Origin of the sequence: Legionella sp. PATHC035, assembly GCF_026191115.1 — a bacterium.
Lineage (GTDB): Bacteria > Pseudomonadota > Gammaproteobacteria > Legionellales > Legionellaceae > Legionella.
The window spans coordinates 813149-834188 of record NZ_JAPHOT010000001.1 but is presented as its reverse complement, the minus strand read 5'-3'; the positions used below and the strand labels follow the sequence as shown (position 1 = coordinate 834188).

Here is a 21040-nt window from a genome sequence, read left to right as displayed (position 1 = left end):
TTTTTTTTCAAAATGAATTATACTGTGGCTATATTTTTAGTCGAATAATTCAAAGTGATTAGAGTTTAGAAAACCCTATTAATAATAGTACGCGGTAATATCAAATATACAATGTATTTGAGTCGGTTCATGAAATGGTTAGCGTACTGATGTGATAGAAACAAGCGCTAAGGAATATTTAGATGCCAAAAGTTAGAGGTCCCAAAGACGGTAACATTGTTACTGCGAGTTTTGATTCAATCGATAAAAAAAATAATAGTAAAAGTTTTTTCCCCACATTAAAGACTACAAAAAACTTGGTTCTTTTAAGTATTAGAGGAAATGAATTTTGTACAGGGGAGTATTTGGCGGCTATTGTGAATGAAGCTGTAGCGATGCATCACACGCCACATAATCAATCGGGTACACAAGGTAAGACAACGTTCTTAATTGCTGATGAAATATACTGGCATAATCTCAAGAACACGGCTGATGATGAGCGGGATGAGCTTAAAATGCAAGCCCGAGTGTTGGGTGAGTCGTATTTTGAAGCAAATTTAGGTGCTTTTTTAGCTCCTTTGAATATTACTCCAGAAGATTTTAAACGCGAATATTCGAATAAATCGGTGGATGAACAAATTAAGATTATCAATGAAATCGCGTTAAAACAAGGAAAAAATTTTGAGATTATGCGTTGGCATACCTGGGCGTCTCAAAATGACTTTAAGCAATCATTAAATGAAATCCTGCCTCTTTATAGCATTTTAGATGGTCTTAAGATACCTATTGAGCAAGCTGCGACTGACTTTGCTAAGCGTCATATCGAACAAGGAAAAAGTGATGAACTTGAACTATGGCGTGCTCGCTCTCGAAACTATCTTATTGAAGAAAGTCCATCCATCATGTTGTTAGCGGCTTCCCTAGGTTATAATTTCATCACTTACCCAGGGACTATTCTACCTCCATTTAAAGCAACAAAAGAATTCTTTGTTGTTGAAAATCATGTTCCTCATATTGAAAAGGGTCGGAATATTCAAGAAGAGTGTGACCATGATAAACACAGCATTCACGTTGCTAAGCCCTCTTTACTGGTCAATTGGCTGGAAGTGAATTTTAAAAGAAGCCATGATTTAACTGTTACAGGTGACAAAGCTGAAAAAAATGAAAAACCTAAAAAAGATAAAAAAACGAAAAATGCTGAGAAAATCAGGAACCTAGGAAAGGTTGAGAAAGCTGAAGCACTTGACAAAGTGGATGAAGTTGAGGATGTTGAGGATGTTGAGGATGTTGAGGATGTTGGGACACTAAAAGAATCTGAGGGTGTTGAAAATTCTCAGCCGATAGTAGTACCGATTAAAACCGAGAAGGCAAGTGACCTGGTTACTTTTTTTTCTTCTAGGAAACATAGCTCTACTCCCAAATCCTCGGTCTATCATTCGAAATTATCGAGCTCCAGAGATGAAGGAGTTACAGTGATGGAGCTTGCTAGTGGAAAAGAAAACCCCTTGCAACGCGTATTTCCAAAAGAAACTAGAGAAGACATCTCTTCGGCAATAAATTCAGGAGTTGGCCTCGCTCTTTATAAAGAATCTATGCCAAAGTGGAAAAAATCAGAGGCGGAATATAAATCATCCCCTCTTAGTCAAATATTTCAGGGTATTACGCAAGGAGTTATGTCAACAGATCTTCCTATGTCGGAGAAAATTGGTTTTTTGACGGAGCTTGTTGACCGGTTCATAGAGCGGGAGTGTCCTCCTTCTTCAGGCGTTACAGCGACTACTCCAACATTAACGATGTAAAAAATTCCAAGCCCATATCCATCCGACATATGGGCTTTTCTATCATGTTCAAATGATTCCACAGTTTGATCAGGGAAATTCAATTATTTAAGCAGAGCAGGGTTAAACACCTTTCCATTGACGATAAATTTTTGGTTTTCTAATTTAAACGTGAAGACATAATCAGTCCCTTCAATCTTTAGAAAACCTTGACTCACTAAATCCTGCACTATTTTATCTGCTTTTTTATCCGCATCATTATCAGGATTTGTTAAAATTTGCGTCGGGCTCGTTGAAGACACCGGTGAGGTCACGGGATTAGCTTGAGTATCATTGGGAGACGATTCGTTTTGAAGTGAGGCGATCAGAAGTGTTTTTACCGTCGCCATCGGGGCTTTAAAGGAGCCTTCACCTTGTAGTTTTTGCATGATCTGAGATAAATCATTGTCCTCATTTTTTGGCAGAGTTATTTTAAAATTGCCTGCAATTTTTCCATCCGGTACATTCAATGCCATTTCAGAAAGTTCTATGACTGCTCCTTTAGCAAGCAGCTGAGGTAATTCATTCACGAATGCAAGCGAGATCATATTGGGGTCACTATTGTTTTGCATCATGTCGAATTCTTGTTGATTGATTTTTGCCGCAACAACGGGATCTAGATTTCTGATACTTAAATGTATCTTTCCTGGTCCATAGTTTTGATTATTAGCAAATAATTTTTGTAATGACAGTTTAAAGTCAATGTCCAATGCTTCATGACTCACATCAGAGCGCGCTTGAAAGTTAAGTCTGGTGAGTTCAAATAACGGGTTGCCAGCTAGATTGATTACTATGGTAGAAATATCAAAGCGCGAATGGCCCAACCACAACCAGTCATGGTAACGTTTTAATTTAAAATCATAGGTCATTTCACCGACTTTAAAGATCACATTACTTAGTGTGTTCGCAGGGTTATTGGCGGATCCACTTAATCCTAATAATTCTAAATTACCCTCAATAAGGTCAAGATTGGAAGAAATGCTCAGTAAGGAAGTTAATCCCTCCCAAGAGAGTTGAAAATCTCCTTCATTTTGCCCAATTTTGCCTTCTATGGCTAAAGAGGGAAGAGTGTACCTGAATATGGTTCTATTTAGGTAATTAATAAAAGCTTCATAATGCGTTTCAGGTTGAGTGGTGATTATCCCCATTCCAAAACGTATTCCATAGTTTGTTACTATAAAAGGCCCGTGCTTGATGAGAATGGGTATATCGATATCAAAATCAACGGGTGGTTCTGTTTTGGCGACACCATTTTTATCCGTTGTAGTTTGCGCAGGAATATGCATCTTGATTGATATAATCGCATGAGACGAAAACCAGCCGTTGTGGTATTCGTGAAGACGTACATTCAATGCGGAAGATTTAGGTATCGAATTTATATTTTTATTTAAAGTACTTTTAATTGTGAGACCGATGGCATAATAAGCCACAAGAATAAGTACTCCCAGTAATACCAAGAAGCCAGTCCATTTTTTCATAAGTATTCTATTTAAATTCCTTTTAATATTATGTAGCCTAAAAAATTTATTTTGTAAAATGAATGGATAGGTTCCATTGAAGAAAGAGGCATTAAGAATTTTGATGATGGCCCTGTAAAAATTCTATCAGCAATAAAGACCAGGTTATTCTGGCCCGTATGTTTAATGATTAACGCGAGACGAATGACAAATTGATTCTGAAATTTCTTTAGGAATTGATTGCATCAACGGAGTTGATTGCATAAAGAATGAATGGCGCATTATCTGCCTCATATAGTGCTGATAGCCTGGGGACTCCATTATATTTTTTTGAAAATCTTTTAGATGAGGTAACTTAAATTGACGACCTTGATCTAGCATTTCATTGAATCGTGGATCCTCAATACTGGTATATAATCCTCCTAATTCGTCCCATAATTTAGGGGTAAGTTCTTTTTTTATTGCTTGCCAGATAGGTTTTAAATCCTTCTCAAGGAGTAAAAAGAGGTGCATTAACTGCTTATATTGTTCAGCTGTCTGAGGTTTAGTTAAAGGCTCCAGATAACTCATGACTACCTGCTCAATGATTTTATCTCTTCGCGCTGAGACAGCAAAAGTTGCTTTTTGTAAAGGAACAAATTCATTATATTGGGGTTCGTAAACCAGTACTTTACCAGTCTCAAACTCATAGAACCAGCCATGAATCGTGAGTTCTTTACGACTCAGTTTCTCAGCAATGAGTGGATATGATTTTAAATGGTCCATCTGAGCCAGAACATTGAGCATAGTGGCATGTCGCACTTTTAAAGCGAAATTGTCGTTATAAGATTCCTTTGAGTCATTGATTTTTTTCAATACAGAATGCGAATGATTAAGCCATGAGGCCACTGCAGGATGATATGCCTCTGGATTAGGAGCTAAAAGACCTTTCATGGCGCCACAATGAGAGTGGCCACAAATAATAATGTCTTTGATGCTATGAAGCTCATTTAGGGCAAACATCAGAGCGGCTGCTTCGCTTGAAGGAACATGAGCGGGTGGAATAATATTGCCCACATTGCGGATGAAAAATAAATCACCAGGTTGCGTTTGTGTTAAAAGATTTGGCAACAGGCGTGAATCAGAACAGGTAATAAATAGGATTTCAGGGTCTTGTCCTGAACTTAATCGCTGAAAAATATCCTGCATTTGTTTAAACGATTCGTCTTGAAATTGACGAACTCCAAGCATCAATTTGATTAGCATTGGACGCTCCTTGTAATATGGATAATAAATTGCTGTACCTACCTGAGAACGAATATTCTGCCTTTTTTAAAATAAGGTATTATTTCATAATCGTCAATTTTATATCAAAATTGTAAAGAAAGCTCGTGGATATTTTTGGATATTTTGTAAATAAATACTATTATCTTATTAATTGATAAATACTTAAGGGCAATATGGACTTCCCGGGCGTTAACAGCGATCAAATAGAGAATAAGCTTATAGCTGCGTCCTACAATAAATTTTATGTTTTAATTATTGCAGATTTTTTTGCAACCCTTTTTTTTGCTGCAATTATTTGGCAGCAAGTGAATAACAAGCATCTAATTGTGATATGGGTCTTGGTGATGTTCCTCTTTAATCACGTATCGAGAAGTTTATTTCTATATCAATATCATCGTCGAAAAAGGCAGGATGGTTTATTTAAACCAGCCTTTTGGAAAAAGTATTTTATAGTGAATAATTTTCAGTCGGGAGTGTTATGGTCTTTAGGAGGAGCCTTATTTATCTATGTTGATGATCCGCTGCATCGCATGGCGATTTTTGTTTATCTCATTGGACTTCTTGGAGCACCAGCGGCAAAGCTCCTAACCATGCATAACGCATACATGGCATTTATGATACCACTTTGGGTGCTCTTGATTTTTTTGTCGGTATCCATTGTCCCCTCACTGTCAGTGATTTTACTTTTAGCGATCTTGCTTTTTGTGATTACGCTCATTTATGCAACAGCACAATTAAGTCAATTTTTATTAAAATCACTTTATCTGGAAATATACAGTTCAAATCTTTTGTCCGATTTAAAACGTAGTGAAGAGAGTTTTCGCAATACCATCGAAAATGCACCTATCGGCATGGCCATTATTTCACCCGAAGGAAAATGTATTCATGCGAATCGTACGCTGCAAGAAACCTTGGGTTACAGTGACGAAGAGTTACGAAACAAAAGTATGCTGGAAATCACCTATCCTGATGATAGATTGATGACTCAAGATGCCATGAATAAACTTCTTCATGGTGAATTGCGTATTTCACATATGGAAAAACGTTATATTCGAAAGGACGGAAGTATTATCTGGGGGATGGTCAGCTCGAGTCTAATCCGTGATGAACAGGGAGAGCCAATTAATTTTATTATGCAAATGAAGGATGTAAGTGATCGCATACAAAATGAAGAAAAAATGCGACAGTTAAATGAAAAAACGATGGAAATGTTAAATGAATTGAAGCTGCTAGAGCATGATGAGAGTTTATTAAATAAATTGAACCGCTCACTACAAATTTGCATAACCGCAGAAGAAGCTTACCCACGAATCCATTTAATTGCTCAAGATTTATTTCCTGACCTAAGTGGGGGGTTATCAATTTACAATCAAACGATCAAGCAAATGGAAACAGTAGTTCAGTGGGGGAAAGAACCATTATTACCTGATATATTCCTGCCTATGGATTGCTTTTCAATCCGTGAGGCAGCCACTAATGTAGTAGATGATCCCAATAAATCAGTACCTTGTGCCCATTATAATACGCCCCCTCAAGGGGGATATATGGCGTTACCGCTTATGGTACAAAATGAGTTGATCGGCGTTATCCATCTCATTGCACCAAAAGACAGAAAATTAACACGACATCAACAAGACATGGCCAATTCCTTTGGAAATATTGTTAAGCTTGCCATTGCCAATATTAACTTGCGCGTATCATTGAGCGAGTTGTCATTACATGATCCATTAACCAATTTATACAATCGACGTTATTTAAATGACATTTTGTCACGGGAATTAATCCGTATTGCCCGGGAAAAAAGGACATTATGCGTAGCGATGTTGGATATCGATAACTTCAAGAAATTTAACGATACTTACAGTCATTTAGCGGGAGATGAGATACTCAAAGCCATAGGAAAGTTATTACTAGACAGTTTCCGTGAAAGTGACGTTTCCGTACGTTTCGGTGGAGAAGAGTTTGTTATCGTCTTGTTGAACACCACCTTAAACAATGCGGTGATTAAAATGGAAGAGCTTCGTGAAAAGATAAAAAACATATCAATTTACTTCAAAGGCACGCCGTTGAATCACATTACTATTTCAATCGGTGTTGCAGAAGCACTTAAACATGGTGCTTCTATTGATGAAATAATAAAGGCTGCGGATCTTGCACTCTATGCTGCAAAACTGGCAGGCAAAGATAGAGTCATCGCTTACAGCCATAATACCTAATTCGATGTGTTCCAGTTTTGAGCATAAAGTTTTAATAACTAGCGAATCCTCTTCAGATTCATAGTATTAGGTGCTGATTCTTGAAGCTCCTCGTAATAAGTTTGTATAAGAAGCTCTTTTATTTCCGGACTTGGCACTCTGGTTATTACTCCACTGGTTAATTTTTCTCCGATAAAGTGGATCAAGTTGTTTATTGCTTCTTCAATTTTATCTTTATCATTCATTAAAAGGCATTCTAGTTGAATGGTTAATTCTTCTATCGCCTGATAAAAACGAATTTTTGCTCCTGGTAATTGGAGCGATGTGGGTAAAGGGCTTGGAGGATTACTGAAGTGCTGATATGAACCAATCAAGGGTTGGTGGTTGGTGGATAATTCCTTTAATTTTTCAATAGCCCTATGATGCTCAGGATCTATTTTAATGACGTGTTGATAGAGATCGAAAGCTAATACAATCGCATTTTGTTTTTGAATTCCATCAGCCTTAAATCTACAAAAGAAATCTGCTATAAGAGACACTAGGTTTGCTAAAAATCTCGATTGGTTCGAGTGAGTGACTATTTTTTTTAATGCCAATTGCAGGGCGCGGCTCTGAGGCATTTCATCCCCTACTTGTTGAGAGGGATATGAAGAAGAAGCAAAAAATCCCTGTTGTACGACGAGACCAGAGGGTTGAGTCACACTGACCTGGCTTGTTGAATCATTTTGCATCATTACTGGATGTAAAGATCCCAAGTTGGTTGATAAAGAAGGAGGGATACCCTGAGTCTGATGAGGCTGAGAGTCAACAAGCATATCACTTGCGAGGTCTGTAAAAGAATCTTCCGTGTTAAATCCGTCTATGCTTAAATCACCCAGTGATTGATCCATGCTTGTCTCTTCATTCTCAGAGGAATTCGATTGATCATCATATTCGTTTTCCTCTTCCTCTTCCTCTTCCTCTTGAGGGATTAATTGAATTAAAGCACGCAAGTCATCCAAAATGTCATTTTCTTTTTCTTCCTCATCAAGTTTGGTATAAAGGGTTTGACACTCGAGGGCCAGGGCATCGACATTCTGGCCATTAACAAGAGCTATTCTTATAACGTAACTAAGTAGCTCGAGTTTCTCCAGGGCTGATGCAATCGTCAACTCCAAGAGTTTCTGCTTATCAATAAATTCGGACATCATGTGAAGGCTATCTCTATTTCCGGTTTTTTTATATTGACGTTCAAGTAAGTTCAAATAGCCTAAACTACTGGGCAGGTTAGGATGTCCTTCTTTTTTTATCTGAAACTCAATCGCTCTATTCATCCACTGAACCGCTTTTGATAGTGCATCTTGGGATTCAATAAGCGTTGTTTGCTCTTTTTCATCGAGTTGATCGACTAACGCATCACTAACTTCCTCGCAAACTGTTGCAAGCAATGCATTAACGCGCATGACTACTTGTTCTTTATTACTATTGGACTGAGATAGTCCTATAACATGTTCTTTATAAATCAATTCCATTTCATGCACCATACTAGGAATATCATCCCAATAACGAGCGACAGCGTCTAAGTTCAAATTGTCGGTCTCACGACGTATGATCATCAGTTTGGTATGCACTATTTCCGAGAGTACATAAACTAAAGCATCATAAAAATCGTTATGTCGAGAACTATTAGAAGCAGCATGTAATTGCAAAGTTTTTAATGCTTCTGAATAATGCTTATATGCCTCTTCATATTGTTGTTGGTTGTAAGCTGCATCGCCTTGTTGCTGTCTAAAGGTATTAAAATAAAATCCCATGATGATTGCCTGAAAAAAAAGACTATTGTAGCTAAGAGATTTTTTTATTCAATAAGTAAACATATATTGCATCTATCAATATAGGGTAGTAATACCTTACATATTTTGAAATCATGAAAAGATAAAGTAATTATTTTAGCATAGGAAACATCATGTTATTTACTGAGATATTGCATAAGAAAAGCGCACCTTCTGAGGTGCATGGACGAATTTACTTCCGTTCAGACAGCAGACCACCTGAGCTCATTTTTCAAGAAGGTTTTGTTCCAAGAATCAAAGCTTATGGTAACGATTGGTGGAAAGAGGCCATCAAGTCTCGAGGATACATTAATGATCGAGGAATTGATGATAAAGCGGTTGATGCTGATCCTGTGGTATGCATTTGTATGAGTACCAAAATTGAAAGCGCAGCTATTTTTCCGCTCAATAATGAAGAGACTTATATCTATGCCATTGCGCTACCAGATTTTACCCAAATAGAATATGTTGGATCAGGGGATGGAGAAGTCCTTTTGTTACGAACGCAAGATACTCCAACTGACAATAAAGAAATTGTGGTTGATTTAAATGAACTGCAAACGGTACAAACAAGGAATATTAATGATTTTTTTAAGTCCTCAATGACGCTGAGTGCGGGTTGGCCACTTCATGCCTATGAAGCAATCGCTTTTCAAGTATTGCCCTGCTCCATTATCTGCGCCATAAAATGCACCAGAGAAATGGCAGAGGAGCAATTGAGTAGTGCCTCTGTAGATAAAAAAATCACGTTTCATGGTGATATTATGCCGAATTTAAATTTTTGTGACGCACAATTATTGAAAGTAGGGGCAGCAAATCATCTACGTTATACGACGATTGATTACAGTTTACAAAGAACGCAGGCAATACAACAACTGACTGAATTGAAAAAAATGAATGATATTAAAACACCGAGTAGGCACTACGGATTTGGAGGCAAAACTTTTTAGTTGCTCTCGCACTCCTTGACATGAAGCTTTAGGTAGAACTTATTTTGAACCATTCATCACCTGAATAAAGATGCGCTTAGCCAGGCGTCTCAGAGGGACATGATTGGTATTGGTGAGAATGATAATACTTACCTTATCATCAAGATGACGCTCTATCCAACTGCTATATCCTCTTATCGATCCATTTTTAAAAGCAATCCGTTTGCCATCAATAGAGGCAATTTGCCATCCTAGAGACCAAGCCCAATTTTTATGACCGGCAGGTTGACCATCGTTCAAAAAAATGGGTGTCCACATTTGGCGATAGGCCGCTGGGGTTAATATTTTTCCCGCAGACATTGCATTGTCCCATTTTGCCATATCACTGATGTTCGATACGATACCACCCGAACCTCCCATTTGTTGCCATGGTTTTTGATTGGGGCTAGGAATCATTTTGCCAGCTTCTGCTTGATATCCGGTTGCTAAATTTGGAGGAAAGAGTGCATTAGGCAAGCCGGTGTCGTTCATTCCCAAAGGGTTAAAAAGTATATTGGATAAGTAATTGATTAACGTTTGATGGCTTACATTTTCAATGACCCGCCCTAATACAGCAAAGGCAAAATTATTATAGGTAATTGCTGATCCCGGTTGAAACTGCATGGGCTTTTTAGCCAGGTTGTTCCAAACTTTAATCCAGGGGAGGTGGGGGCCACGATGCTGGGGAATACCGCTAGAGTGTGACAGTAATTGTCGTATGGTGACACGGCGCCACTTCTGTGGTGCTTTGGGTACATAGTCCAAGACGGAATGATTTAGATCCACTTTCCCTTCCTGCACTAAAGTCATCAGCGCAAAAGCAGTGATCACTTTGGAAACGGATCCGATACCAAATAAGGTCTTGGTGTTAACCGGATCTTTAGTTTCGATATTGGCATAGCCATATCCTTTGATAAGAAACGGTTTACCGTCTTTGAGTACAGCTAATGCTAATCCAGGGACATGTTGATGCTGCATAAATACAGTCACTGTTTGGTTAATTTTTTGTTTTACTGCTTCTGGAGTTGCGTTGGCAAACTTTAAGGGAAAGAAGAGTGTGACACAAAGAAAAAATAGCAAATTTTTTTTAAGCATACTCAATTTGTACCTGGCTGCGTTACGAAAAACTTAATGAAAGAAACAAAACCTTCCTTGGTTTAAGAAGCACCAAAAAAATATTTTGATACTTCTCAATGATTACCGGGTACTAAACATAGGAAAATTTTGGATCATCGCTATGATCAGCTAAATAAGGTTTTTGAACAATCTCTGCAATCGTTGCGACATCATCTTGCATAATATCCGTTGCACAATAGTTAATTGTGTATTTGGTTAGCATCCTTGAGTCAATTTTATCAAGGTTAGGGTGCTCATTTCTGGCAACTTCAGAGGCTAAAGCTGTAATTTGGCTGGAACTACTTTGAGCATCTCTCAGGAACCTTCTTACAATTGGCTGACCTTTTTTAATCTCAGATTGATAATATCCTAAAATTACTCCCAGACCTTCTTTTACTTTACAAACGTCGCCATATAAAGATGGATAAGGTTTATCTTCGGCCACAGCTCTTTGCAGTCTATTGATGCGAGTCTCTAAATCCATGATAAATGCTTGATTATTGGATACTTTTGAGTTTGGAAGAGCATGAGAAGTCAAAACACTATTCCTAATATTAACTAATTGCATAAAATTAAAAAAAATACTCTTTATCTCAGCTAAATCATCCGTGGAGCTTAATATATCAAAAGCTTCTAGGCTGGTTTTAGGAAAAGGTTGTTGTTTAAAAAGTTTCATTTGCATGTTGTCATCTCACTTATAAATGCTTGTTATTTAATCAAGTGGAACAATAATACATCATTTTGCACTACTTGGTCAAGTTTGTAATCACAATGTACTGTACTTGATCATCTTGTTTGCGTAAGAAATAATGGGCGAGCACACGAAGCGATTTGAGTGATATGCCTATTAAATGAATAAATTATTAAGTTTGGTGCTTATTGGTGGGGTGTTGTCATGAAGGGTGAGTCGGGCCTTGGCCCGACACTTTTCAAATGTTTTTCCTAAATTAAATGTTTTAAATTCTCAAACCCCTATCTTAAAAAGGATTCGATAGTTGGCAACCTAAGCCAAAACACCCCATGCTGCTGGGAGGAGGATTTTGACAGGTCACTGGCCCAAAAGTAATTGAAGATGGGGATGCAGTAACGGCGGTGGCTGTAGTGGTACATGATTGTCCACTTGTCGCTGAAGAAACTGTAATTTGAGCCCCTTGATAAACCAGGAATTGCGGCCATGGAGTTACCGAACTGATATTGGGCGATAGGCCAGAATTAGCCGGTATCGTCGCCTTTATTGTTGGATGTTGTCCTGATGGATAGGTAATTTGCACCGTAAATGAGGCTTGAGTCGGAGGGGTAGTCCCAAAAATGGAGAGTAGAGTACCGTTAGTAAATCCCTGACATCCCGTAGCAGACACTATCGTATTGTTGGGAACCAGTCCTGGACCTTTTTGATTACAACTTGAGTCAAAAAGACCATAATTTTGCTCTGCTGTAGGACCTGCTTTTGCTGGTTCATCATAGGCCTCAAATGCAAGAACACCTATATTATATCCGGATGTTTGTAGAAAATTACTGGTACCGAGTTGATAAAGCGTTTGGAAATAGGCAGACGCATTAGCCACGGACGGAGCACATGGGCCTGGGGAATTACATGCATATCCCGTGGTAGTTCCTGCTGTTGCCCATCCTGTCTCTGCTGACAATAAGACTCGACCAGCAGTGTAAAATGGTTGAGGATTAGCTGCCGGTAAAGCTGGAGGTGTTGTTGAACCGACGACCTGGATGTAATCCCACGCGAGTGAATTAGTGGGTTGGACTGTTGAACTTAAAGGTGGCGTCCATACCGCAGCGGTTGCTGGGGATACCCCGAATTGAAAGGGATATGGGTCGAAGGCCAAAGGCGCATTTGGCGAATAAGAGTTAATCAGTGTTTGCATATCCGCTGAAATTGCCGGGCTCGGGGTAACTAAACTTCCACTGAGAACTGCGGAACCTACCGGAGTTGTCACTCCTTGTGCGGCCAGTGTCGTTTGCAAAGTCGACACCGCGGTGGTCAAATAAGTCACATTGGAAGTCCCCGTGCATGGTGGAACGGTATTGCCCGCATTACAATAATTTTCATGGCCAGCAAAAACAAGAATAACTGTGTTGTTGAACACGGCAGGAGTAACTGCTTGAATAACCGCATTTAATGTGGCTTGTGCACAGGGAATATAATTTTGAGCGCCTAATGGACATCCTGGGTAATTGGTGTCGCTAGGGAGTTGCGGGATCACTGCCTCATAAATGACTTTCATCCCTAAAGCATTGGCTTGATTAATAATATCTATCCAACTATAAGGCTCTGTTTGATAGGAGCGCACGGTGGTAAATCCTGCATTTTGCAATTGTTGTAGCTCTGCATACACATTAGTTGCTGCAGGGTTATTGAGCGTCCCAGTATAAAAAACATCATGAAAATTAAAGGGATAGTTATTGGTGTAGTGGTTAGGATTATAATCAACACCGATGAGTTGATTAAATGAAACGGATTGGATGTTGGTTGATGTACTGAGTGTATTGGAACTAAGGTTACCAATTAATTGAGCTGCTAGGGTAAATGAGCCATTAGTTGGTGCATTGAAAATACCCGTAATACTGCATTGCCCGCCACTTGCCAAAGTTCCAGTTGTGCCTGAGGGAATGCAACTGTTGCTCGTTATTAAGAAATTGGGGTGGTTTGGATTGTTATTTTGAGTGATGTTCTGAGTAAAACTGACTGTAGATGCATCATAATTGGTAAACGTAAAGGTTACTGTATAGTTTGTATTTGCAAATCCTTGGCTTGGCAAAGGTTGTGCTGAGGGATAGTTGGAGGTGCCCAGAAGACCGGCAGGACCGTTTGTAGCAAGGGTTGTTAAAGCAGGTTGAACGTGCACCACATTATTGTCATACCCACTGTATGCTACCATTACGGTTTTCCGGCCAATGCTATTGGGCGTTAAAGTAATGCTGTAGGTACAGCTTTCTTTAGGCTGTAATTTTTTACCAGTGCATTGATCCTGGTATTTAAATTCGGCTTCACGAGCAGTGCATTCTTGTGTTGCAGAGGCGCAAAGCATTGGTGTCACCTGAAATGGTTTTTTAAATGCAAAGGGAAGATTATTCGTAAAAGTATACGTAGCCGTCACACTGCCACCCAGAGTGGAAATTTGTGTTGGGAACGGTTTATCTAAAGAATGAAGAATAGGATTACCTGCAATGGCCTGATTCAACATCAAAAATAAAGTATTTGCCATTATGAATTGATTCATTTTACTCTAATGTCCTTTTTTAGTAGTAATAAACTCAAAATAAGAAATCACATTGAAAATATTCTTATTTATGAAACGTATTTTTTTACAAAGGTTGTTTCTTATAAATTTAATTTTCAACAGGGAAACAATACTAAATAATGTCATCCGAATTTACCACATTTATATTTTTCAAAGAGTGAATTAAAGGGAATAAAATAGTTTCTATTGACCTGTTAAATTGGGGAAGCGAAAAATTATATGCCTCTAAAATGATCTATGTGTTATTATTTGCGCCTTTTTGTTGGTGGAAGGGTGTTTTATGGGGCAAGAAAAAAAAGAAAAAAAGACGCTTTGGGATGCTTATGCTTTCAGTATGAGTTATACAGGATTTACGACGTTAATAGGGCATCCAGCGGAACGATTAAAAGTTGCAATTCAAACCAATCTTTCTCAAAGTCCTTATTCAGTCACGAAACAATTTTTAGGAGCAAATTTAAATCATTTTTCCACAGGTTTTTTATCTTGTGTTGTTCGTCAACAGGGAAAAGTAATCTATCGACCTCTCCTGATTAGTCATATGCCAAAGGAAGTTGATAAATTGCAATTTCCTATGGTGGTTGGAAGTCTAGTTAAAGCCTCCATTGCGAGTACTTTTGATACTCTGGTTGTGAGTCCGCTTGAGAATATTAAAACAGTACAAATGAAAACGATCGCGAGCCAGAATAAACCAGTAACTCCAATTCAAGCAATGAAGAGTATTTATCAACAAAGAGGATTATCCGGTTTTTTTGTCGGAGGTGGCGCTACCCAAGGAAAAGCCTTCCCAAGCTGGTTTTATTTATTCATGACGTACAATGCAATTAAAACCAGGCGTGAAAAACAAACGTTCCTGTCAACGATTTTTTGGGCAACCGCTGCCTCAGCACCGGTAACTTTTGCAACGACACCCCTTGATGTGATTAAGAGCAACCAACAGGCTTGTACGAATCAAACCAAACAAACCATAGGGGAGGTCGCATCACAAATCTATAAGAATCATGGTATCAGCGCCTTTTTTAAAGGATTCAATTGTCGACTGGTTCACAAGTCATTGTCGACAGCGGGTGCTTATATGATTTTAGATATCGCACATAAGATGTAATACGTAATTCATGATAAAAAAATGAGGACAGGTTTAACTGTCCTCAAAAAAGATAGCCCAAGATACACTCGCTGGGCTTTGTAAATAAATTACCATTGTCGAAATGACTGTCATCCCGTTGCAGGCTCCAAAAGCCCTTATGAGTTAGCTCTTGAGCAATCCTATTCGTAGTAACTTGATGCTGATAAATGTGATAGGAGCCTTTGATCGTCATATGGGAGCATACCTATCTCTCCCAAATATGGCTTTGCAGCTTAAGTAGAAATATGAAGTAAGATAGGTTGCATCGCCATAAGCAACCGGGTCAGGAACCGTGAGGGTGGCAAAATCCAACCCCACCTTTTATAGTTTCTCAATTTGATTCTTTGTTCTAGGAAAGTTTTTACTGCCGTTCATGTTCATTAGATGATGGATTTTTTATATGACTGTTCTACAATAAAACCAAAAAAGGTGATGAATTGATGAATAAAGCAAAACATGATGAAAAAGAGGCGTTTAAAGTTGTTGAACAATTTAATCATTTAAATGCTTCAAGGGCGCCAATCTCCGATTTTTTACCGTTCGTTGATCCAGAAAATTTAATTATTACTTTGCGTGGCAGTGATATCGTTTTTAAGGGGATTGCCGGTTTTGCTGATCACCAGATTGGCAAACTCATCTATTTCGATCAAAAATTTGAATGTGAGCTTATTCAAAGCGAAGCTCAAGACGATGAAATTACTTTGAGTACTAAAGGAGTTTGGTATGCACGAATTTGGCAATCTCCGGCAGCTTACAGTCAACAACTCATCGCGGATTTAACGCATACCTGGATTTTAGAAAAAACCAAACAAGGAACATATATTATTGTGATCCACATTTGTGAACATTTTAAATATAGAGAGGGTTTTTCTCCTCGTGATGTGGCTGAAGATTTCCATCTTAATTTAAAATAATAGCAACTTTTTGCTATGAATTTCATAAAAACATATCCAAGTTAGTTTATTGATATTTATAAAATTTTATGCTTAGATGCTGCAAGCTGTCTTACGAGCATGGGTGTTACAACAACCACCGACCATTCTTTAATGCAACCACTCTTTTTTACAATTGATAACTTTTTGGTGCAAGGAGCATTAATTGAAAAGATATCCTCTTTATTTCATTTTATTGTTAAATATTTTAAATTGTAGCGCCATTGCCGGTACTGATTCTGTCAATTCAGCATCGATTGTTAGCCCTTTATGGACGTTTACATCGGATGTAAATTTTCCCCCTAAGTTGACTGTGAGTCCAACAGGTACTGCTTTAGTGAAATACACCATTACCAACCAATCAAAAAAAGCACATACCCTGATCATGAATTCTATTGTCGGTATCAATCAGATCACCTCAGGTTCAGGAAATTGCAATAATCCTTTTACATTACGCTCTAAACAATCATGTACCTTGACGTTGCAAGTGAATGGCAGTGACTTATCAGGCAGCATATCTGGAGGTCCAGTCGTATGTAATCAAGGCAATCGCTTACAATGTTATCAACCCAATGCTCCAGAGATTTTGAATATTATTAAGGGAAGTGCAACGGTATTGTATGTTAACGGCAATAAAGCAACTAATGGGAATGGAAGTAACTGGGCCAATGCATTTAATAATATAGAGTCCGCACTCGAAGCTGCTGACGCAGACCCAGGTGCTGTCGAAATTTGGTTGGCGACAGGAGTTTATAAGCCTTCTCGAGTATATGCTCCACAAGGAGTAGTTGGTGGTGCTTATGGCGTTAATACCCCTAAGCTAAGAACCTTTGATTTACCGAGTGATACCGCAATATATGGGGGATTTTCCGGGATTGAATCGGAACGTGCACAAAGAAATGCAACACTTCATCCTACAATTTTATGTGGGGATATGACGTCAACCTGTCTTACACCTTATGTACCTGGTAGTAGCAATGATAGAGTGTGGCATGTGCTTATGGCCGGAAGTGATGTTCCGCCTGGCGTAGGAGTTAAAAATGTTACGCTTGACGGCCTCATTATTAGAGGCGGCTATGCAAACGGTCCAGATAATGGAGTTTTGGGAACTCATAATGTTCTTGAGAGTTTAGACTATGAGCATGCTGCGGGCGGGGGACTTTTGGCACGCTATGGCTCAACTGTTGAACTCAATCATGTGGTTTTTGAGCAAAATAGCAGTGATGGCCTTAATGCCACCGTATCGGAAATTCTTGCTGGAGAATTTATAGTACTGGCTTCAGGTGGGGGTGCTGTTGCAGCAATAGATACAGATACTGCAATTTATATCAAAAAATCCAGATTTGTTAATAACAGTGCCTTATTTCCAGGGGGTAGTGGAGGCGCTTTGGAAAATTTAATTGACGCTGCTTATACTATTACTTCAAGCGAATTCGAACAAAATATTGCTTTTCGCAATGGTGGTGCGATTCGTAGTAAAGATGCGGGTGATGTCATTATCTCAGCAAGTCAATTCAAAAATAATGTGCTAAATGGTCCAGTCCCAGATGCAAGTGGGGGTGCAGTTGGTGTGATCAATACCAATTTATCAGTCTCCGATACCACTTTTATGCAAAATTTAACGACTCTTACAGGTTTTGGGGGAGGAGCTATTTTTTTTCACATCCCTTTTGATGATGGGACCCCTTATTTTTTAAATGTTGAGAATTCCAAGTTTACGAATAATGTTGCCGCTGCATTTGGGGGAGGTGCTATTAATGTTTTTGGAATCCTTCCTAATCCAGGGTCACATGCTAAGATTATGAAGTCTGAATTTAAAAACAATACTGGAGGTGTTGGTGGGGCAATTTACTTGGATTCGATTGCAACAGCAGTAACCGGATCGACATTTCTCGATAACAAGGCACAGTTGGAAGGAGGGGGAATCTTTGCCTCAAATTATGGGAATGCCATATTTAATTCTTCAATACAGACACAAGCGCAAATTTCAAATAACAAATTTCTCAATAATGCCATTATAGGAGTTCCTACAGGGGCCGTTTCACCTTTATTTTTCTTTAACTTAGTTGCCAATATTTTTAGTGCCGGAAGTTCTACGGTAACCGCTATGGCACCTGGAGGTGGGGCGATTGCAGTGGAGTTTTCTGGGAATACTCAAATTTTTGATAATCTTTTTACCGGAAATACTGCCTTGAAAAAGCCAATGGAAGAAGATAACCGAGGAGGGGCAATATTAGTTGGAGGTAGTGTAGGAACTCCCCTCCCTGTGAACCTCGCCCATTCTTGTGTTGTTTTGAATGAATTTTTTGACAACAATGCAGATATAGGGGATAACCTTGCACTGTACAATCCAGCAAATATACCAGGGGGCGTAACTGTTGATACCTGTTTAGTTCCCATAAAAAAATAAAAAAGTACTATGCATTCAATCAATCATTTTAAGCATACAAGGAGTTGAGATGACAAAACAGTCTTATTTATTAGGATTATTTGCCTGCCTTTTAAGTAGTAGCGGCGTAGCGGGAACTATGGGTGAACCTATTTCGCGTTTTAATTACGTTGCTGCATTAAGTATTGGTCCAGTATGGCCTACTGGTGGTGAGACCCAAACCTTTTTTTTGGCCCCTGATATTGAAAAAACTTATGATGCTGACGATACCAACAACGCTCTTGCCGATTTTGAAGTGTTTTTGGGCTTGCAACGGACGATCACTCCGACGCTTTGGGGGCAATTAGGCTTCGCAGTTGCTGCAACTACCAATGCTCGTCTTTCAGGGGATATTTGGGATGATGCCGATCCAGAATTTGATAACTACACCTACAGTTATAAAATCCAGCATTCTCATATTGCATTAAAAGGAAAGTTATTGGCAGATATGGGATTTATCGTGATGCCTTGGGTGGGTGGCAGTATTGGTGTGGGTTTTAATGACGCTCATGCATTTAACAATGAGCCCAAAATTTTTGAAGCTATAGAAAATCCCGATTTTACATCCCATACCCAAACCGCATTGACTTATACAGTGGGGGCGGGAGTACAAAAAGCATTGAATCAGAATTGGCAAGTTGGTGTAGGTTATGAATTTGCTGATTGGGGTAAAAGTCGCCTGGGGCGTGCACCGGATCAAACAATGGGGGATGGTTTAAGCTTAAATCATTTCTATACGAATGGGGTCATGTTTAACCTGACTTATGTTGCATAAAATGAAACCCATCTGTTTAGGCCTTGTGCACCGAAAGGGTGTATTTGGCCCATCTTGGCCGTAATGGATACCTTAATTTACTGATAAGAAGAGTTTTAAAAGATACTCTCTCGCTTTGCCAGGACTACAACTAATTCAATTGATGCGTATTGTTTGATTCATTGCTTAAAAACTGTAATTCGATTTGTTTATAAAATGATTTATAGAGTTTGTTGTGATTTTCCCCAAGTAATGTATGAAAAATTCCTTTTTTGGGTTTAATTTTGCTGTCTAGCATCGATAGTAACAATTCTATATCATTTTTTTCTAAAGATGTTTCTTTAGTGAGGTATGCATTTAAATGAGATAACAATTTAGGATAATCCATTTTCTGGTCTAAGAGACGAGATAATCGAAAATAGTGTGTTAAGAGGCTATGGGTCTTATCAAGCGTTTCTTTTTTAAATGCCGGTTGAAAATGCACATCAGAAAGCCTGGAATCAATTTCAGATTGTATGACTTCAAGAGAAAGACGCATAAATGCCTCCTCTAATTCTGCCTCGGATTGAATCGTCGTCTCAAATTGCGGCGATAAGCTGTGTCGCTTTTCAGGATGATTTATAAAACATCGTATGAGCTCATCTAAATGATAAGGAATTCGTACGACATTGATTGTGGCGCAATCCCCAACAGTACGACTTTTTAAATCGCGCATCACTACAGCAAGTGGGATCTCGATATTTTCAAAATAAACTATCCCATCATTTAAACCTTGCTTGAACAAAATGCTCTTTAAAGCATCCGCTATTTTGGGATTACTTGTTTTATCCAAGTAAGCGAATACTTCACTGATGGTTGTTATCGATTTTTCTTGAAAGTGTTGTTCTTCGAGTTCAAGCAGTAATTCTACTAGGGTTTGTCTGCGTTGTAAGCTTTGGGACATGGCGTGACTGGTGATGATTTGAGCTATCTCGAATGAAGAAGGGTATGAAGTATCACCTAATTGGTCAAATAAGGCTTCGAATGAATGGGCAGCAATATTGATATCACGGTACTTTTCTGTTTCAGAAGTTAAATGGGAGGCTAACTCTCCCCATATGCCATCCGTCATCGAAATGACAATATCACCTTCAGTTAACTCAATTTTTTTGTGAATTAGGGCGCGATCTTTATTAGTAGGTGAGGCAAACATTTGTACTGAGGATGGAGACCATGCATTAAATCCCCGATAAACATGGCGTGCATTGAGCGTTTCCTTGATATGAAATTGCTTATCTAAAACAATAATTAATCCATCGCCAATATTTGCAAATTCACCGGAGTATTTTTTTCCTTGCTCGTATTTATAAGTAAAAGCTGCCATAGATGCATGCGCACGCTCTGTATTGGTTCTATCTCTTGCAGAAGTTAATTTGCCAATTGAGACGAGAGCTGTCTCTACATGTTCATCACTATCCAAAAATGCTTCACACGTTGCTAGTGATACTTTATGTATCTCCTCATCTTCTTGTTGATCTCCAACTCCCCCACCTAAGCCGTCGGTAACTGCAATGCGTGCACCGTTAATAACACCATTCTTATCAGTAGTGATGGATGCGCCAGAACTATCAAGAATCTTGTCATGTTCAATATCGTGATCCTGATGCGCTAAGCTTGAACCGATAAGAATTGTACTGTTATGGCTTTGATTTACGGAATAAAATCTCTCCGATAAAAAACGAGCCAGTTTTTTTGAGCGATCTTTTGCCACGGAATATGAAAAAATAACTTTCTGGTTGGTGATAACTTTATCTCTCATCGCATTACTCTATATCAATCAATATGGGTAGCTCAAACCATAATAAACCATCTTTGGAGTGAGGGGTTACTGGCATGACGGTATCTCATCAACTCGTCTCTTTATATTGCATTTAGTCTTTTTAAAACTTTGCTCCAGA

Annotated in this window: 14 protein-coding genes; 7 read left to right on the top strand and 7 right to left on the bottom strand. The window is 38.7% G+C overall.

The window, feature by feature from the left end; translation table 11 throughout:
- Nucleotides 1-182: 182 nt before the first annotated feature.
- Nucleotides 183-1778: a hypothetical protein gene (locus OQJ13_RS03710; protein ID WP_265709266.1), complete on the top strand. Its 1596-nt coding sequence runs from the start codon at nucleotides 183-185 to the stop codon at nucleotides 1776-1778.
- A gap of 83 nt (nucleotides 1779-1861) precedes the next feature.
- Here the strand turns inward: OQJ13_RS03710 and OQJ13_RS03705 are convergent, their stop codons facing one another.
- Both OQJ13_RS03705 and OQJ13_RS03700 read right to left on the bottom strand, forming a co-directional pair.
- Complete coding sequence (locus OQJ13_RS03705) at nucleotides 1862-3274, bottom strand: YdgA family protein (RefSeq protein ID WP_265709265.1); 1413 nt, start codon at nucleotides 3272-3274, stop codon at nucleotides 1862-1864.
- 162 nt (nucleotides 3275-3436) lie between these two features.
- A complete protein-coding gene (locus OQJ13_RS03700; RefSeq protein WP_265709264.1) occupies nucleotides 3437-4498 on the bottom strand; it encodes a carbonic anhydrase in 1062 nt (353 codons plus the stop codon).
- A gap of 194 nt (nucleotides 4499-4692) precedes the next feature.
- Between OQJ13_RS03700 and OQJ13_RS03695 the strand changes: the two genes are divergently transcribed.
- Nucleotides 4693-6735: a diguanylate cyclase gene (locus OQJ13_RS03695; protein ID WP_265709262.1), complete on the top strand. Its 2043-nt coding sequence runs from the start codon at nucleotides 4693-4695 to the stop codon at nucleotides 6733-6735.
- Nucleotides 6736-6773: 38 nt separating this feature from the next.
- On the opposite strand, the gene OQJ13_RS03690 is transcribed toward OQJ13_RS03695, so the two are convergent.
- The gene (locus OQJ13_RS03690) at nucleotides 6774-8507 is read right to left on the bottom strand and encodes a hypothetical protein (protein ID WP_265709260.1); all 1734 of its coding nucleotides are present in this window, start codon (nucleotides 8505-8507) and stop codon (nucleotides 6774-6776) included.
- Nucleotides 8508-8659: 152 nt separating this feature from the next.
- Between OQJ13_RS03690 and OQJ13_RS03685 the strand changes: the two genes are divergently transcribed.
- Nucleotides 8660-9475 (top strand): hypothetical protein, encoded by an 816-nt coding sequence (locus OQJ13_RS03685; protein ID WP_265709259.1) that lies wholly within the window; start codon nucleotides 8660-8662, stop codon nucleotides 9473-9475.
- 39 nt (nucleotides 9476-9514) lie between these two features.
- On the opposite strand, the gene OQJ13_RS03680 is transcribed toward OQJ13_RS03685, so the two are convergent.
- From OQJ13_RS03680 to OQJ13_RS03670, 3 genes are all read right to left on the bottom strand, one after another.
- Entirely contained in the window at nucleotides 9515-10588 is a 1074-nt protein-coding gene (locus OQJ13_RS03680) for a serine hydrolase domain-containing protein (RefSeq protein ID WP_265709257.1), read from the bottom strand.
- A gap of 112 nt (nucleotides 10589-10700) precedes the next feature.
- Nucleotides 10701-11291 (bottom strand): hypothetical protein, encoded by a 591-nt coding sequence (locus OQJ13_RS03675; RefSeq protein WP_265709256.1) that lies wholly within the window; start codon nucleotides 11289-11291, stop codon nucleotides 10701-10703.
- A gap of 295 nt (nucleotides 11292-11586) precedes the next feature.
- On the bottom strand, nucleotides 11587-13845 hold the full coding sequence (locus OQJ13_RS03670) for a hypothetical protein (RefSeq protein ID WP_265709254.1): 2259 nt from the start codon (nucleotides 13843-13845) through the stop codon (nucleotides 11587-11589).
- Between the two features lie 301 nt (nucleotides 13846-14146).
- On the opposite strand from OQJ13_RS03670, the gene OQJ13_RS03665 reads away from it, so the two are divergent.
- The 4 genes from OQJ13_RS03665 to OQJ13_RS03650 all read left to right on the top strand — a co-directional run bounded on the left by OQJ13_RS03665 (nucleotide 14147) and on the right by OQJ13_RS03650 (nucleotide 19124).
- On the top strand, nucleotides 14147-14968 hold the full coding sequence (locus OQJ13_RS03665) for an MC/SLC25 family protein (protein ID WP_265709252.1): 822 nt from the start codon (nucleotides 14147-14149) through the stop codon (nucleotides 14966-14968).
- A 461-nt stretch (nucleotides 14969-15429) separates the two neighbouring features.
- On the top strand, nucleotides 15430-15903 hold the full coding sequence (locus OQJ13_RS03660) for a hypothetical protein (RefSeq protein WP_265709251.1): 474 nt from the start codon (nucleotides 15430-15432) through the stop codon (nucleotides 15901-15903).
- Nucleotides 15904-16087: 184 nt separating this feature from the next.
- The gene (locus OQJ13_RS03655; protein ID WP_265709250.1) at nucleotides 16088-18331 is read left to right on the top strand and encodes a hypothetical protein; all 2244 of its coding nucleotides are present in this window, start codon (nucleotides 16088-16090) and stop codon (nucleotides 18329-18331) included.
- A gap of 49 nt (nucleotides 18332-18380) precedes the next feature.
- Nucleotides 18381-19124, top strand: coding sequence for an outer membrane protein (locus tag OQJ13_RS03650; RefSeq protein WP_265709248.1), 744 nt, complete (start codon nucleotides 18381-18383; stop codon nucleotides 19122-19124).
- Nucleotides 19125-19254: 130 nt separating this feature from the next.
- Here the strand turns inward: OQJ13_RS03650 and OQJ13_RS03645 are convergent, their stop codons facing one another.
- Nucleotides 19255-20901, bottom strand: coding sequence for a phosphocholine hydrolase Lem3 (locus OQJ13_RS03645; protein ID WP_265709247.1), 1647 nt, complete (start codon nucleotides 20899-20901; stop codon nucleotides 19255-19257).
- Between the last annotated feature and the right edge of the window lie 139 nt (nucleotides 20902-21040).

What these genes read in the sequence shown, in the direction of transcription:
- OQJ13_RS03710 (WP_265709266.1), top strand. Translation starts at nt 183, where the DNA reads ATGCCAAAAGTTAGAGGTCCCAAAGACGGTAACATTGTTACTGCGAGT.
- OQJ13_RS03705 (WP_265709265.1), bottom strand. Translation starts at nt 3,274, where the DNA reads ATGAAAAAATGGACTGGCTTCTTGGTATTACTGGGAGTACTTATTCTT.
- OQJ13_RS03700 (WP_265709264.1), bottom strand. Translation starts at nt 4,498, where the DNA reads ATGCTAATCAAATTGATGCTTGGAGTTCGTCAATTTCAAGACGAATCG.
- OQJ13_RS03695 (WP_265709262.1), top strand. Translation starts at nt 4,693, where the DNA reads ATGGACTTCCCGGGCGTTAACAGCGATCAAATAGAGAATAAGCTTATA.
- OQJ13_RS03690 (WP_265709260.1), bottom strand. Translation starts at nt 8,507, where the DNA reads ATGGGATTTTATTTTAATACCTTTAGACAGCAACAAGGCGATGCAGCT.
- OQJ13_RS03685 (WP_265709259.1), top strand. Translation starts at nt 8,660, where the DNA reads ATGTTATTTACTGAGATATTGCATAAGAAAAGCGCACCTTCTGAGGTG.
- OQJ13_RS03680 (WP_265709257.1), bottom strand. Translation starts at nt 10,588, where the DNA reads ATGCTTAAAAAAAATTTGCTATTTTTTCTTTGTGTCACACTCTTCTTT.
- OQJ13_RS03675 (WP_265709256.1), bottom strand. Translation starts at nt 11,291, where the DNA reads ATGCAAATGAAACTTTTTAAACAACAACCTTTTCCTAAAACCAGCCTA.
- OQJ13_RS03670 (WP_265709254.1), bottom strand. Translation starts at nt 13,845, where the DNA reads ATGAATCAATTCATAATGGCAAATACTTTATTTTTGATGTTGAATCAG.
- OQJ13_RS03665 (WP_265709252.1), top strand. Translation starts at nt 14,147, where the DNA reads ATGGGGCAAGAAAAAAAAGAAAAAAAGACGCTTTGGGATGCTTATGCT.
- OQJ13_RS03660 (WP_265709251.1), top strand. Translation starts at nt 15,430, where the DNA reads ATGAATAAAGCAAAACATGATGAAAAAGAGGCGTTTAAAGTTGTTGAA.
- OQJ13_RS03650 (WP_265709248.1), top strand. Translation starts at nt 18,381, where the DNA reads ATGACAAAACAGTCTTATTTATTAGGATTATTTGCCTGCCTTTTAAGT.
- OQJ13_RS03645 (WP_265709247.1), bottom strand. Translation starts at nt 20,901, where the DNA reads ATGAGAGATAAAGTTATCACCAACCAGAAAGTTATTTTTTCATATTCC.